The sequence below is a fragment of the Streptomyces sp. Wb2n-11 genome, assembly GCF_001049855.1.
In the GTDB taxonomy this organism is placed as follows: Bacteria; Actinomycetota; Actinomycetes; order Streptomycetales; family Streptomycetaceae; genus Streptomyces; species Streptomyces altiplanensis.
Genome location: NZ_CVPB01000001.1, coordinates 3919340 through 3932300, shown reverse-complemented (window position 1 = coordinate 3932300; position 12961 = coordinate 3919340). Strand labels below are relative to the sequence as shown.

The following is a 12961-nucleotide window of genomic DNA, read 5'->3' as shown; positions in this document are numbered from 1 at the left end:
GAGCCGCTTTGTTCCGGCCCGCCTTCCGCGCATGCCCTCTTGCTTCGAGCGCGCTCGAAGGCGTTGGCTTGGTGCCCATGAAGTACACGCAACTCGGACGCACGGGACTCAAGGTCAGCCGCCTCGTCCTCGGCACGATGAACTTCGGGCCCCAGACCAACGAGGCCGACAGCCACAGCATCATGGACGCCGCTCTCGGGGCCGGCGTCAACTTCTTCGACACCGCCAACGCCTACGGCTGGGGCGCCAACAAGGGCCGGACCGAGGAGATCATCGGTTCCTGGTTCGCGAAGGGCGGCGACCGGCGGGACAAGACCGTCCTCGCCACCAAGCTGTACGCCGACATGTCGCTCGACGACTCACCACCCTGGCCCAACCACGACCGCCTCTCCGCCCTCAACATCCGGCGCTCCGTCGAGGCGAGCCTCAGGCGGCTGAAGACCGACTACATCGACCTCTACCAGTTCCACCACGTCGACCGGAACACTCCGTTCGAGGAGATCTGGCAAGCCATCGACGTACTCGTGCAGCAGGGCAAGATCCTGTACGCGGGGTCGTCGAACTTCGCCGGCTGGCACATCGCGCGCGCCAACGAGACCGCGCGGCGGCTCGGGTCGTACGGGCTCGTGAGCGAGCAGTGCCTCTACAACCTCGCCGAGCGGCGCGCCGAGATGGAGGTCGTCCCGGCCGCGCAGGAGTACGGCCTCGGGGTCATCCCGTGGTCGCCGCTGCACGGCGGGCTGCTCGGCGGCGTGCTGCGCAAGGAGCGCGAGGGCGGGGCGGCCCGGTCCTCCTCCGGGAGGTCGGCCGACGCGCTCGCGAACACAACCGTCCGCGCGCAGGTGCAGGCGTACGAGGACCTGCTGGCCAAGCACGGACTGGAGCCCGGCGAGGCCGCCCTGGCCTGGCTGCTCACCCGGCCGGGGGTCACCGGACCCATCGTCGGGCCGCGCACGGCGGAGCAGTTGGAGTCGGCGCTGCGCGCCGTCGAGCTGGAGCTGTCGGAGGAGGTGCTGGCGTCGCTGGACGAGATCTTCCCGGGGCCGGGGCCGTCCCCCGAGGCCTTCGCCTGGTAGGCCCGGCCCCGTAGGAGTACGGCCGGCAGCACGTCCGGCAGCACGTCGCCGTGGTGGTCGCGGCCGGCCGGTCGGTCAGCCGCCGACCGCGGCCGCCAGGGCGACGACGACGAACATCAGCACGAGTACACCGGCCATGATCCGGTTTCTGCTTTTCGGGTCCACCCATCGAGCGTAACCGGACGGGGGCGGAGTCTCCGTCAGCGCCTCAGCGGCCAGACCCGCACCCGCTCGTACCGGGGCCGCGCACCGGGCACCCCGTGCACCGGCAGGTTGCTGCGGACGAGAGCAAGCTCACCCACCGTCCAGGCCGTGCCCTCGAAGGGGGCGAGCGCCTCGACGTACGGCCGCAGGTCCGCGGCCGGCCCGGTGGCGCGGCTGCGGGCGATCGTCAGGTGCGCCTTGTACGCCCGGTGCTCGTCCATCGCCACCCCGGCCCGCCGCGCCGCCGCGTCCGCGCGGTCCGCGAGCAGCCGCATCGCGTCGAGGCCGCCCGCCGCCCCGGCCCACAGGGCGCGCTGCCCGAAGCGGCCGCCGCCGTGGAGACGGAGAGGGAAGGGGTCCTGGCGGGCGGCGGCGCGGCCGAAGCGATCCTCGACGGCCGGCAGGAGCTCTTCGTCCACCTCCCCGAGGAAGGCGAGCGTGAAGTGCCAGCCGTCACGGCCCGTCCAGCGCAGGTCACCCGCGCCGGGGAGGGCACGCAGCCGGTCGACGGCGACAGCGAGTTCGTCGACGGCCTCGGTGGGCGGAAGTACGGCGGCGAAGAGTCTCATACGACCAGTTTCCGGCACGTGATGATCGACTGCGGTCGCTTCCCACTCGCATACGCACTTCCACTTTCACCTGCGCAGACAAGGTGCAAGCATGAACGCATGGCTACCAGGATGCTCAGCGTGCGCATAGACAGCGACTCCCTCGAGTCGATCAAGGAGCGGGCCGCGGCTCGCAGCATGACCGTCCAGGAGTACGTCGTCACGACGCTCCAGCGGGACGAGTTCAACGAGCGGTACAGGGCGGCTGTGCTCGAGACGTTCGAGCTGTACGGCGACGTGCTGGCCGAGGCGGACCTCGCGGACGACGCTCCGCCCCGCACGGAGGCCGACGCCGCATGACTCATCATCTCGACCTGAGCCAGCTGTTGTGGACCGCGGAGCAGGTCCCCGGCGACCCTCAGGCGGACGACCTGGGTGTACTGATCGCGGGGTCGGCCCGCACCCAGGCCAAAGCCTTCGATCATGAGGTGTACGGCTCTGTACCGCTGAAAGCGGCTGCGCTCATGCAGACACTCGCCCTGCTCGCTCCCCTGGAGCGCGGCAACAAGGCCTTTGCCTTCACCGCGGCCCGCGCGTTCATGCGGGCCAACGGCCTGCGCCTCCAGCCGCCACCGGACGAGCTGCGGAAAGTGCTGGCTTCCATTCGGCCCGGCGCCGCCGGTGTCCGCGCCCTGAGCGAGCACCTCCACCGCTGGTCCCAGCAGTGACCCTCCCGCGCGGACGGCCCCGGACACGTCCGTGTCCGGGGCCGCGGCCGTCCGGCGGAGGCGTCACGCCGGTCCGCGTCACGCCACCGTGGCGAGTTCCTTCGGACGTACCGGCTCCTTGGACTCCTTCGGGACGAACGCCACGTGCTGGCGGCCCCGGCGCAGGTCAACCTTGAGGCGCAGGCCCCCCAGGCGCGCCAGTACGATCGCCACGCCGATGCCCGCCAGCAGCGAGATCGCGCCACCCGTCGCGAAGCCGACGCGCGCGCCGTAGGTGTCGGTGACCCAGCCGAGGAGCGGCGCGCCCACCGGCGTACCACCGGCGAAGACCATCATGTAGAGGCTCATGACGCGGCCCCGCATCGCCGGGTCGGTCGCCATCTGGACGCTCGTGTTGGCGGTGATGTTGACCGTCAGGCCGAGCATGCCGATCGGCACCAGCAGCATCGCGAACAGCCACAGGGCGGGCGAGAACGACGCCGCGATCTGCAGCGCGCCGAAGGCCATCGCGGCGGCGACCAGCATCCGCAGCCGCGAGGAGCGGCGGCGGGCGGAGAGCAGCGCGCCGGCCAGCGAACCGGCCGCCATCAGGATGTTGAAGAAGGAGTACAGCCCGGCGCCGCCGTGGAAGACGCCGTCGGCGAAGGCGCTGAGCCAGATCGGGAAGTTGAAGCCGAACGTGCCGACGAAGCCCACGAGGACGATCGGCCAGATCAGCTCGGGGCGGCCCGAGACGTAGCGCAGGCCCTCCCTCAGCTGGCCCTTGCCGCGCGGCACCCTCTCCGTCTTGTGCATCTCGCTCTGGCGCATCAGCAGCAGGCCCGCGAGCGGTGCGAGGAAGGACAGGCCGTTGAGCATGAACGCCCAGCCGCTGCCGATCGTCGTGATCAGCACACCCGCGACGGCGGGGCCGACCAGACGGGCGGACTGGAAGTTCGCCGAGTTGAGGCTGACGGCGTTGCGCAGCTGGTCGGGGCCGACCATCTCGGACACGAAGGACTGCCGGGCCGGGTTGTCGACGACCGTGACCATGCCGAGCAGGAACGCGATCAGGTAGACGTGCCAGACCTGGATGTGGCCGGAGAGCGTGAGGGCGGCGAGCGCGACGCCGCACAGACCGAGGGCGGCCTGGCTGAAGAGCAGAAGGGTGCGCTTGGGGTACCGGTCGGCGATGACACCGCCGTACAGGCCGAAGAGCAGCATCGGCAGGAACTGGAGGGCCGTGGTGATACCGACGGCGGCCGCGGACCCGGTGAGGTCGAGGACCAGCCAGTCCTGGGTGATGCGCGACATCCACGTGCCGGTGTTGGACACGACGGCGCCGGTCGCGAAGAGCCGGTAGTTGCGGATCCTCAAGGACGAGAACATGCTCGGCCCTTTGCGTTCCCTGGTGGGTATCTCGTGGTGGGTGTTCGGTGCGGGGGCGGAGTCTGCTCCGGATCCCGTACTCAAAGTGGGTTCGCCTCCTTGGCGGCGCGCGGGGTCGGTTGTGCGGTCAGAGGTGTGCGAGCTTCTCCAGGACGGGGGCGGCAGCGCGCAGCTTCGCCCATTCGTCCTCGTCCAGACCTTCGCAGAGGCCGGCCAGCCAGGCGTTCCGCTTGCGGCGGCTCTCTTCGAGCATCGCCTCGGCGGTCTCGGTCTGGCTGACCACCTTCTGCCGGCGGTCGTCGGGATGCGGCTCCAGCCTGACCAGTCCCTTGGCTTCGAGCAGCGCCACGATGCGGGTCATCGAGGGCGGCTGCACGTGCTCCTTGCGGGCCAGCTCACCGGGGGTGGCCGAGCCGCAGCGAGCGAGGGTGCCGAGTACCGACATCTCGGTGGGGCTCAGCGATTCGTCGACGCGCTGGTGCTTCAGGCGCCGGCCCAGCCGCATGACGGCCGAGCGCAGGGAGTTCACGGCGGCGGCATTACCGTCGCGCGACAGGTCAGGCATGTATTTAGCCTAACTCATTACCCACGCTAAATACAGTCGAGACATCGCTTCACCCGTACGAGTGAGACCGCTCCGCAAAGTGACGTATCGCCGGGGGCGGGGCGACGACGCTGTCCCGCATGGGATCAACAGTGCTCAGCCTGCGGATGGACGATGAGCTGCACGACCGCCTCCGGGACCGTGCCGCCAAACGCGGAATGAGCGTCCAGGACTATGTGGTCCGGACGCTCATTCGCGACGACTTCGACGAACGCTTCAAGACGGCGGTCGACGAGACGGAAAAGTTCTACGACGGCATCGCGTGAGGCCGCTCACGCGATGCCGCTCGTATGGGACCGCCCACGCGAGGTTGCTTACGTGAGGCCGTTACGCGAGGTTGCCTACGTGAGGTTGAGCGCCGGCATCAGGTAGTAGAAGGCGAAGACCGCCGACACCGCGTACATCGCCGCGGGCACCTCGCGCCCGCGTCCGGCCGCCAGACGCAGCACGCAGAAGCTGACGAAGCCGATACCGATGCCGTTCGTGATCGAGTACGTGAACGGCATCATCAGCATGGTCAGGAACGCCGGGATCGCGATCGTGTAGTCGGCCCAGTCGATGTCCTTGACCGAGCCCGACAGGATCAGGAAGCCCACCGCGAGCAGGGCCGGGGTGGCGGCCTGCGACGGCACCATCGTGACCAGCGGCGTCAGGAACAGGCCCACGGCGAAGAGACCGCCGGTGACGACGTTCGCGAGGCCCGTGCGCGCGCCCTCGCCGACACCGGCGGTGGACTCCACGAAGCAGGTGGTGGCGGAGCTGGAGGTCGCGCCGCCCGCGGCGACGGCGATGCCGTCGATGAGCAGCACCTTGTTGACGCCGGGCAGGTTGCCCTTCTCGTCCAGCAGCTTGGCCTCGTCGCTGACGCCGAGGATCGTGCCCATCGCGTCGAAGAAGCAGGACAGCAGCACGGTGAAGACGAAGAGGACGCCGGTCAGCAGACCGACCTTCTCGAAGCCGCCGAACAGGCTGACCTGGCCGACCAGACCGAAGTCCGGGGAGGCCACCGGGTTGCCGGGCCACTCGGGGGTGGTCAGGCCCCAGGAGGGGATGTCGGCGACGGCGTTGACGACGAGGGCGACGACGGTCATCACGACGATCGAGATGAGGATCGCGCCCGGCACCTTGCGGACGATCAGCGCGAGCGTGAGCAGCACGCCGAGGACGAAGATCAGGACCGGCCAGCCGTTGAGCTGGCCGGTGGCGCCGAGCTGGAGCGGGACGGTGGTGTGCGCCGCGTCCGGGATGCGGGAGACGAAGCCCGAGTCGACCAGGCCGATCAGCATGATGAAGAGGCCGATGCCGATCGCGATGCCCTTGCGCAGGCCGATCGGCACCGCGCTCATCACGCGCTCCCGCAGGCCGGTCGCGACGAGCAGCATCACGACGAAACCGGCGAGTACGACCATGCCCATCGCGTCGGGCCAGCTCATGCGGGGCGCCAGCTGGAGCGCGACGACGGTGTTGACGCCGAGGCCGGCGGCGAGCGCGATCGGCACGTTGCCGATGACGCCCATCAGCAGCGTCGAGAACGCGGCCGTCAGCGCGGTGGCCGTGACCAGCTCGCTGCCGTCGAGCTGGTGCCCGTACATGTCCTTCGCGCTGCCCAGGATGATCGGGTTCAGCACGATGATGTAGGCCATCGCGAAGAAGGTGGCGAGACCGCCCCGGATTTCGCGCGGAACGGTGGAGCCCCGCTCGGAGATCTTGAAGAAGCGGTCGAGGCCGCTCTTCGGCTCCGGAGAAGACGGCGGCTGCTTGGCGTCGACCGGAGCCGTGGCCGAGGGAGACATGCGTGACCTCATGCGGAAGAAGGGGCTGAAGGGCAGACGGAGGGGCAACTCGGGTACATCTGGAAGTGGTCGACATTGGATGTTCAGACGAACAAAACCAGTCAGACGAAACCTGTTTCAGTATGAATACATAAGGGAAAGATCGCTATCTCCGCGCGTAGACCCTTGGGGCGTCTGGCCCGGCAGCACGTGCGCGGGTGCCGCCTACACTGTCCCCATGGCGAAGTGGACCCCCAAGCACGAGGCACCCGAGCCCCTTGAAGGGCCCGTCGTCGCCACCGTCGTCGGCGGCACGATCCTCTGGTTCGCCCTCTTCCTGGTGCAGCTTCCCTTCTACGCCTGGTTCGACGACCGCGGCCGGGCATGGTGGGTGTGGACCTGCCTGGCCGGCGCCGGTCTCGGGCTGATCGGCATCTGGTACGTGCGCGGGCGCGACGCGGCGATCAAGCGCGCGAAGGCCGAGCGGGCGGAGGCGGAGGGGACGGAGTCCGCGGGAGCGGAGTCCGCGGGAGCGAACGCCCGCACCGCCGGCCCGGACGCGTAAGCAGGGGAACGCGTAGGCAGGGAGAGCGGAGAGCTCCGGCCGGGGAAGTACGGGATCCCGTACGACCACGGGCCCGTCTTCACCGCCCCTCCGTCGTCCCCCGGTACCGTCCTCGGCCGCTCGACGGGTCGATCCGCACGTCCGGTCGTACCGTCGGAACCATGACGCTGCGGGCGAAGATCGGCACGGGCGGGCCCGAGCCGGACGGGCACATGATCGACGCGGGCGCCGAACCCGACCCCGTACACCCTGTGGAACTCCCCCGGCCCGCCAGGCACACCGGGCTCACCACGGCCGAGGTCGCCGAGCGGGTCGCCCGGGGCGAGGTCAACGACGTACCGGTGCGCAGCTCGCGCTCCGCCACCGAGATCGTCCGGTCGAACGTCCTCACCCGCTTCAACGCGATCATCGGCGTGCTGTAGGTGATCATGCTCTTCGTCGCGCCGATCCAGGACAGCCTCTTCGGCTTCGTGATCGTCGCCAACACGGCCATCGGCATCGTGCAGGAGCTGCGCGCCAAGAAGACCCTCGACAGCCTCGCCGTCATCGGTGAGGCCAGACCGAAGGTCCGCCGCGACGGAGCCGCCGCCGAGGTGTCCACCTCCGGGATCGTCCTCGGCGACCTGGTGGAGCTGGGACCGGGCGACAAGGCCGTCGTCGACGGCGAGGTCGTGGAGGCCGACGGCCTGGAGGTCGACGAGTCGCTCCTCACCGGTGAGGCCGATCCGGTGCTCAAGCAACCCGGCGACCAGGTGATGTCCGGCAGCTTCGTGGTCGCGGGCGGCGGCGCGTTCACCGCCACCAGGGTCGGCCGCGAGGCGTACGCCACCCGGCTCGCCGAGGAGGCGTCGCAGGGAGGGCTCGCACGCCACCGCCCTGGTCGCCCTGGAGCAGCGGCTGCGCCCGGAGGCCGCCGCCACCCTCCGGTACTTCGCCGACCAGGACGTCGCCACGAAAGTCGTCTCCGGCGACAACGCGGTGTCCGTCGGGGCGGTCGCGGCCGAGCTCGGCATGTCGGGCGCCGCGAACACCGTCGACGCCCGCACGCTGCCCGCCGGGCGCGCGGAGATGGCCGGGGCGCTGGACGAGAACGCGGTCTTCGGCCGGGTCACCCCGCAGCAGAAGCGCGACATGGTCGGGGCGCTCCAGTCGAAGGGCCACACGGTCGCCATGACGGGCGACGGCGTCAACGACGTACTGGCGCTCAAGGACGCCGACATCGGGGTCGCGATGGGGTCCGGGTCGGAGGCCACGCGGGCGGTGGCGCAGATCGTGCTGCTCGACAACAGCTTCGCGACGCTGCCTTCGGTGGTGGCCGAGGGGCGCCGGGTCATCGGCAACATCACCCGGGTGGCGACCCTCTTCCTGACGAAGACGGTCTACTCGGTGCTGCTGGCGGTCCTGGTGGTCTGCTCGCAGGTCGAGTACCCGTTCCTGCCGCGCCATCTGACGCTGCTCTCGACGCTGACGATCGGGGTGCCCGCGTTTTTCCTCGCGCTGGCGCCCAACACGGAGCGGGCCCGGCCGGACTTCGTACGCCGGGTGATGCGGTACGCCGTCCCCGGCGGCGTCATCGCCGCGTCCGCGACCTTCTGCACGTACCTGCTCGCCCGGTCGCACTACTCCGGGCCCGGGGCCCTGGCCGCCGAGACCAGCTCGGCGACGCTCACGCTCTTCCTGGTGTCGGTCTGGGTGCTGGCGATCATCGCCCGCCCGTACACCTGGTGGCGCGTCAGCCTGGTGGCCGCGATGAGCCTCGGTTTCGTGGTCGTGCTCGTGGTGCCGTGGCTCCAGGACTTCTTCGCGCTGAGGCTGGTGGGGACGACGATGCCGTGGACGGCGGTGGGCATCGCGGCGGTGGCGGCGGCCGCCCTGGAGCTGGTGTGGCGCTGGGTCGGCCGCCGCTTCCCCGCGTAGCGGGGGTACTGCCCGGGGTGCTGCTGGGGTTACTGCTCCGGGTGCTCAGCGCACGTCGAGGTAGTCACCGGCCGCGGAGACCGCGGGGGTGGTGGACGTACCCGCGAACGAGTAGCGCCAGTAACCGTCGGAGGCCGCCGTGACGGTCGTCTTCAGGCTGCCGGTGCTGCTCGAGGTCACCGTCTTGACGGTGGTGTACGTGCTGGTACCGGCCTTGCGGAACTGGAGCTTCACCGGCTGCTTGGTGTAGCCCGCGTAGGCGGAGGTCTCCCAGTTGGCGCGCGACAGCTTGCCCGTGATCGTGATGGTCTTGCCCTTCACGACCGGCTCGGGCGAGGCGTTGGCCGTCAGCTTCGCGTAGCGCTGGACGCGGGCGGTACCGGCGATCTCCTTGAACACGTAGTCGCCGTCACCGGCGTAGACGGATGCCCACACCTTCCACGTGCCGGCCAGGGCGTTCTTGTACAGGTCGAGCTGGGGGTCGACCGTCACGCTCACGGTGCAGGTGGAGGTGGTGGCACTGGCCTTGACGCAGTCCGCCTCCTCCTGCTCCGAGAGGAGCGCGCCGTCGATGTCGTTCTCGTTGAAGGCGGAACCGTGCCAGAGGAACTGGTCACCGCCCTCGATACCGGACGGGTCGGTGGCCGTGATGGCGATCTTGAAGGTCTTCGCGGCGGTGGTGCCGACCACGATGTTCTTGCCGCCGTTGACGACGACCTTCGTGATCTTGATGTCACCCTCGATCTCGTCCTGCGGCGCGTTGGCGGCGAAGGGCGAGACGCGGTGGTCCGGCTTGTCGTCGGCCTGGGCGGCCGGGACGGCAAGGGCGGACAGGGCCAGGGCGCCCGAAACGGCGGCCACAGTGGCACGTATGCGCATGTATGTATGTCCCCACATGGATGCGAACCCGCCGTGTTTCCCCCCGGCGGGATCTTTGAGTGTCGAACGAAGTGTAGGGACAGCGTGGAAAGTTCGTAAACAAAGAATCAGTCGAACCAGCGGTCGCGCGCCAGCTCTTCCGTGCGCGACGGGTCCTCGATCAGCGCCGCCACCTCGAAGCGGCGCGGCCACTGCCCCGTCGACCAGGCGAGACCGGCCGCGACGCCCTCCAGGGTGGCCGCGTGGACCACGCCGTCGGGGGTGCGGCGCCAGTCCAGTTCGACGCCGCCCGTGAGGAGTTCCTCGTGTTCGACGTACGTCGCCGGGGTGGCGGCGCCGAGCAGGGCCCGTACCGCTTCCGGAACCTCTCGCTCCACGCCCTCCGTCGTCACCTCGGCCCGGGCCGACTCGCTGAGGCGGCTCACCTGGAGGAGTTCGGCCAGGTCGGCGGCGCGGGACGGGGCCACCGGCAGCAGCGGCAGTCCGGCGGTGAGCGGCAGCAGGTCGGGGGCGTCCGCGACCACGGCGTCCGCCGCGTCGACCACCCGCACCTCGCCGTCCACGACCGCGCGCAGCTCGTCGGGGAGCGTGACCTGCTCGGGGTCGAGATCGGCCAGGGCGCCGTACAGCGCGTGGAGCTGGGAAGCGGTGACCGTACGGTCCGGGTCCGCGAGGCGGCCGAGGAGCTCGGCGGCGCCGCCGGGCTCGTCCAGCAGCGTGGCCACGGAGGTGCGTACGCCCAGCGCCCTCAGCACCTGCTCGTCGTCGAAGCCGGTCGCGTCCGCGGAGGTGTAGAGCCCGTCGAGGAGCGGGTCGCCGCCCGCCGCGCGCAGACCGGCCGGGCGGCGCCCGTCGAGTACGGGGTGGTCGCGCAGCCACCACGCGGTGTACGGGCGTACGGACTGCGTCGTGCCGTCCGGCAGCAGGACGCGCACGGGCTGGGTCAGCGCGTCCCGCAGCGGCGGCCGGGCGAGCATCGCCAGGGCCTGCGGCCACTTGTCGTCGTCCACCAGGTCCAGGTCCCGCACGGCGACGATCTCGGTGGCGACCGGCGGCACGGAGGTCTCCGGCAGCTGGTCGAGGATGTCCTCGCACCACACGTCCACGGCGTCGAGCAGGCCCGCGTCGTCGGGCTCGGCGAAGTCGCCTTCGCGCGGCTCGAATTCGTCGGGGTCCAGGACGACGTCGGTGGCGCGTACGAGCGCGAAGCCGGCCAGGACGCCGCAGGCGGTGAGCGGCTGTGCGCCCCAGCGAGCCGCCAGTTCGGCGTCGCACAGGGCCAGTTCGCCCTCGCGCATGACCCGCGCGAACGGGCTGTCCGGCAGGACGAGTTCGCCGGCGGGCGAGAGCTCGCCGTCCTCGTCGGTCAGGGCGAGCGCGCCGAGCCACGGCTCGTCGCCGGGCAGCAGGTCGGCGTCGCGCACGAGCGCCAGGACGGTCTCCGCCAGCTCTTCGGCGTCGGGGGCGTCCTCGTCCCAGATCCGGCCGCCCTCGTCCATGGAGGCGGCGACGGCGGCCCGCACCTGCGGCGTGGTAAGGACGGCGCGGGGGTGGCGGGGAGCGCGCCGAGCTTTTCGAGGAGGGGGTGGGCGGCGTCGGGGTGGGCGACCTTCAGGCCGAGGCGGGTGAGCTGCTCGGGGGCGGCGGCGTCCGCGCCCGTGCCCGCGCCCGTGTCCGCGCCGGGGAGCGGCAGCAGGACCTGGCGCGGGCCGATCACCGTACGGCCGCCGGCCAGCGGGACCGGCAGGCCGGACAGGCGGTCCGGGTCGACGCCGGCCAGGGACTCGTACAGCCGCCGCCACCAGGACGGCTCGCGCTCGGCGCCCGCGAGGCGTTCGATGGCGTCGCCCAGCGGCAGCCGGCCGACGCCGAGGGTGCGCAGCTCGGGGCGGCGTTCGAACCCGGCGGGCAGCAGGGTCGGCAGTACCTCGGCCATGACGCGGACGGTGTCCGCGCCCGCGCCTTCGACGACCTCCGCCTCGAACGGGCGCAGCGCGGTGAACTCCTCGGACGGCGCCGCCGGTGCGAGGAACGCGACGCGGGGCAGCCGCTCGATGACGGCCGCGCGCAGTGCGCCGTCCAGTTCGCCCTTGCCGAGCGGCCCGGGGACGAGGTCGACCGTCCCGGTCGAGACGGGCTCCCAGCCGCCGAGCAGTTCGGCGTACGCATCGGCGGCGCGCTGCACGAGGAAGTCGGTGAGCGGGCCCGGCGCGGGGTGGCGGCGGGCCGTGTCCAGTGGCAGCGACGCGATCAGCAGGGCCGGTACGCCGAGGGGTTCGTCGGTCGGCGTCGGGGCGTGCACGACGGGCGCGGTACGGGGGCGCTGCGGCGCCCCCTCGGCGTCCACCGGGACGGCCCAGGTGACGGACCAGTGGGGGCGCAGGCGCTCCTCGACGGGCCGGTCGGCGAGGAGCGCGGGCTCCAGGGCTCCCGAGCGGGTGACGGTGCGCCAGCGGGTGGTGCGGGCGGCGGGCGTGGCACCGCGCGCGGTGTCGTCGATGTGTACGTACGCGTCCTGCTCGTGCCGCGTCAACGTCCGGGTGGAGTCCGGGGTTTCGACGACCACCTCGGTGAGGCCGGGGAGGGTGAGGAGCAGGGCGTCGTCGATGGCGTCGAGCAGGTGCCGGGCGAGGTCCACCGCGCCGCCGTCGCGCAGGGGCAGGACCACGACGGTGTCGTAGCCCTCGGGGGCGGAGCCCTCGGCGGGGAGCGGGAGCCGCAGGAGGGGCACGTGGCCGTCGCGGCGCCGCAGCTCTTCGCCGAGCCCGGGCGCGGTGCCGGCGGCGTCCACGGCAAGCTCCCTGGCCTCCGCCAGGGACCAGCGGACACCGCCGTGGCGGCCGAGGACGGCGGGCTCGTCGCTGACGGCCAGTACGGCGGCGAACCCGACGCCGAAGCGGCCGACCGCGCTGCTCGTGTCCTCGCGCTTGGCGGACGCGCGCAGCGTGCTGAGGGACTCCACGCCGGCGGCGTCGAGGGGGGCGCCGGTGTTGGCGGCGGCGAGGATCGCGGGGGCGCCGTGGCCGGGGGCGGCGTGCAGGGTGAGCCGGAGCCTGCCGGTGACGCCGGCGCGGGCGGCGGCGTCGGCGGCGTTCTGGGCCAGCTCGACGACGAGGCGGTCCCGGTAGCCGCCGAGGGCGAGGTCCTCCTCGGCGTTGGCGTCCTCGCGGAACCGGGCGGGGCTCGCGCTCCACGCGTCGAGCACCCCGCGCCGCAACCGCGCCGTCCCGAGGGGGTCGGCCTCGTCGGTGGCCCTGACGCTCACGCTTGTCTCCGCTCGTCCTGAGGTACGGGTGCTGC

At 71.6% G+C, this 12961-nt stretch carries 10 protein-coding genes and 2 pseudogenes; 6 read left to right on the top strand and 6 right to left on the bottom strand.

Annotated features, from left to right (window positions below):
• Positions 1-77 precede the first annotated feature (77 nt).
• Positions 78-1076, top strand: a complete 999-nt coding sequence (locus tag BN1555_RS18025) for an aldo/keto reductase (RefSeq protein WP_093800337.1) — start codon at positions 78-80, stop codon at positions 1074-1076.
• A 200-nt stretch (positions 1077-1276) separates the two neighbouring features.
• Here BN1555_RS18025 and thpR read toward each other — a convergent pair whose 3' ends face one another.
• The gene (gene thpR, locus BN1555_RS18020; RefSeq protein WP_093800336.1) at positions 1277-1849 is read right to left on the bottom strand and encodes an RNA 2',3'-cyclic phosphodiesterase; all 573 of its coding nucleotides are present in this window, start codon (positions 1847-1849) and stop codon (positions 1277-1279) included.
• A 99-nt stretch (positions 1850-1948) separates the two neighbouring features.
• On the opposite strand from thpR, the gene BN1555_RS18015 reads away from it, so the two are divergent.
• Positions 1949-2188 (top strand): BrnA antitoxin family protein, encoded by a 240-nt coding sequence (locus BN1555_RS18015; RefSeq protein ID WP_255306074.1) that lies wholly within the window; start codon positions 1949-1951, stop codon positions 2186-2188.
• Entirely contained in the window at positions 2185-2556 is a 372-nt protein-coding gene (locus BN1555_RS18010) for a hypothetical protein (protein ID WP_093800335.1), read from the top strand. Before BN1555_RS18015 ends, BN1555_RS18010 begins: the two co-directional genes overlap by 4 nt.
• A 78-nt stretch (positions 2557-2634) precedes the next feature.
• Here BN1555_RS18010 and BN1555_RS18005 read toward each other — a convergent pair whose 3' ends face one another.
• Both BN1555_RS18005 and BN1555_RS18000 read right to left on the bottom strand, forming a co-directional pair.
• Positions 2635-4008 carry an MFS transporter gene (locus tag BN1555_RS18005; RefSeq protein WP_093800334.1) on the bottom strand — a complete coding sequence of 458 codons (1374 nt, stop codon included), beginning with the start codon at positions 4006-4008 and terminating at the stop codon, positions 2635-2637.
• Positions 4009-4051: 43 nt separating this feature from the next.
• Entirely contained in the window at positions 4052-4489 is a 438-nt protein-coding gene (locus BN1555_RS18000) for a MarR family winged helix-turn-helix transcriptional regulator (protein WP_093800333.1), read from the bottom strand.
• A gap of 119 nt (positions 4490-4608) precedes the next feature.
• On the opposite strand from BN1555_RS18000, the gene BN1555_RS17995 reads away from it, so the two are divergent.
• Positions 4609-4794, top strand: coding sequence for a ribbon-helix-helix protein, CopG family (locus BN1555_RS17995; protein WP_093800332.1), 186 nt, complete (start codon positions 4609-4611; stop codon positions 4792-4794).
• Positions 4795-4869: 75 nt separating this feature from the next.
• On the opposite strand, the gene BN1555_RS17990 is transcribed toward BN1555_RS17995, so the two are convergent.
• The gene (locus BN1555_RS17990) at positions 4870-6321 is read right to left on the bottom strand and encodes an NCS2 family permease (protein WP_093800331.1); all 1452 of its coding nucleotides are present in this window, start codon (positions 6319-6321) and stop codon (positions 4870-4872) included.
• Positions 6322-6538: 217 nt separating this feature from the next.
• On the opposite strand from BN1555_RS17990, the gene BN1555_RS17985 reads away from it, so the two are divergent.
• Positions 6539-6865: a DUF2530 domain-containing protein gene (locus BN1555_RS17985; protein WP_093800330.1), complete on the top strand. Its 327-nt coding sequence runs from the start codon at positions 6539-6541 to the stop codon at positions 6863-6865.
• 212 nt (positions 6866-7077) lie between these two features.
• Positions 7078-8782: pseudogene (locus BN1555_RS17980) on the top strand (HAD-IC family P-type ATPase).
• A 45-nt stretch (positions 8783-8827) separates the two neighbouring features.
• On the opposite strand, the gene BN1555_RS17975 reads toward BN1555_RS17980, so the two are convergent.
• Together BN1555_RS17975 and BN1555_RS17970 are read right to left on the bottom strand one after the other, a co-directional pair.
• The gene (locus tag BN1555_RS17975) at positions 8828-9661 is read right to left on the bottom strand and encodes a DUF5707 domain-containing protein (RefSeq protein ID WP_093800329.1); all 834 of its coding nucleotides are present in this window, start codon (positions 9659-9661) and stop codon (positions 8828-8830) included.
• 107 nt (positions 9662-9768) lie between these two features.
• Positions 9769-12926 (bottom strand): annotated as a pseudogene (locus tag BN1555_RS17970) (sacsin N-terminal ATP-binding-like domain-containing protein).
• Between the last annotated feature and the right edge of the window lie 35 nt (positions 12927-12961).

What these genes read in the sequence shown, in the direction of transcription:
- BN1555_RS18025 (WP_093800337.1), top strand. Translation starts at nt 78, where the DNA reads ATGAAGTACACGCAACTCGGACGCACGGGACTCAAGGTCAGCCGCCTC.
- thpR (WP_093800336.1), bottom strand. Translation starts at nt 1,849, where the DNA reads ATGAGACTCTTCGCCGCCGTACTTCCGCCCACCGAGGCCGTCGACGAA.
- BN1555_RS18015 (WP_255306074.1), top strand. Translation starts at nt 1,949, where the DNA reads ATGGCTACCAGGATGCTCAGCGTGCGCATAGACAGCGACTCCCTCGAG.
- BN1555_RS18010 (WP_093800335.1), top strand. Translation starts at nt 2,185, where the DNA reads ATGACTCATCATCTCGACCTGAGCCAGCTGTTGTGGACCGCGGAGCAG.
- BN1555_RS18000 (WP_093800333.1), bottom strand. Translation starts at nt 4,489, where the DNA reads ATGCCTGACCTGTCGCGCGACGGTAATGCCGCCGCCGTGAACTCCCTG.
- BN1555_RS17995 (WP_093800332.1), top strand. Translation starts at nt 4,609, where the DNA reads ATGGGATCAACAGTGCTCAGCCTGCGGATGGACGATGAGCTGCACGAC.
- BN1555_RS17990 (WP_093800331.1), bottom strand. Translation starts at nt 6,321, where the DNA reads ATGTCTCCCTCGGCCACGGCTCCGGTCGACGCCAAGCAGCCGCCGTCT.
- BN1555_RS17985 (WP_093800330.1), top strand. Translation starts at nt 6,539, where the DNA reads ATGGCGAAGTGGACCCCCAAGCACGAGGCACCCGAGCCCCTTGAAGGG.
- BN1555_RS17975 (WP_093800329.1), bottom strand. Translation starts at nt 9,661, where the DNA reads ATGCGCATACGTGCCACTGTGGCCGCCGTTTCGGGCGCCCTGGCCCTG.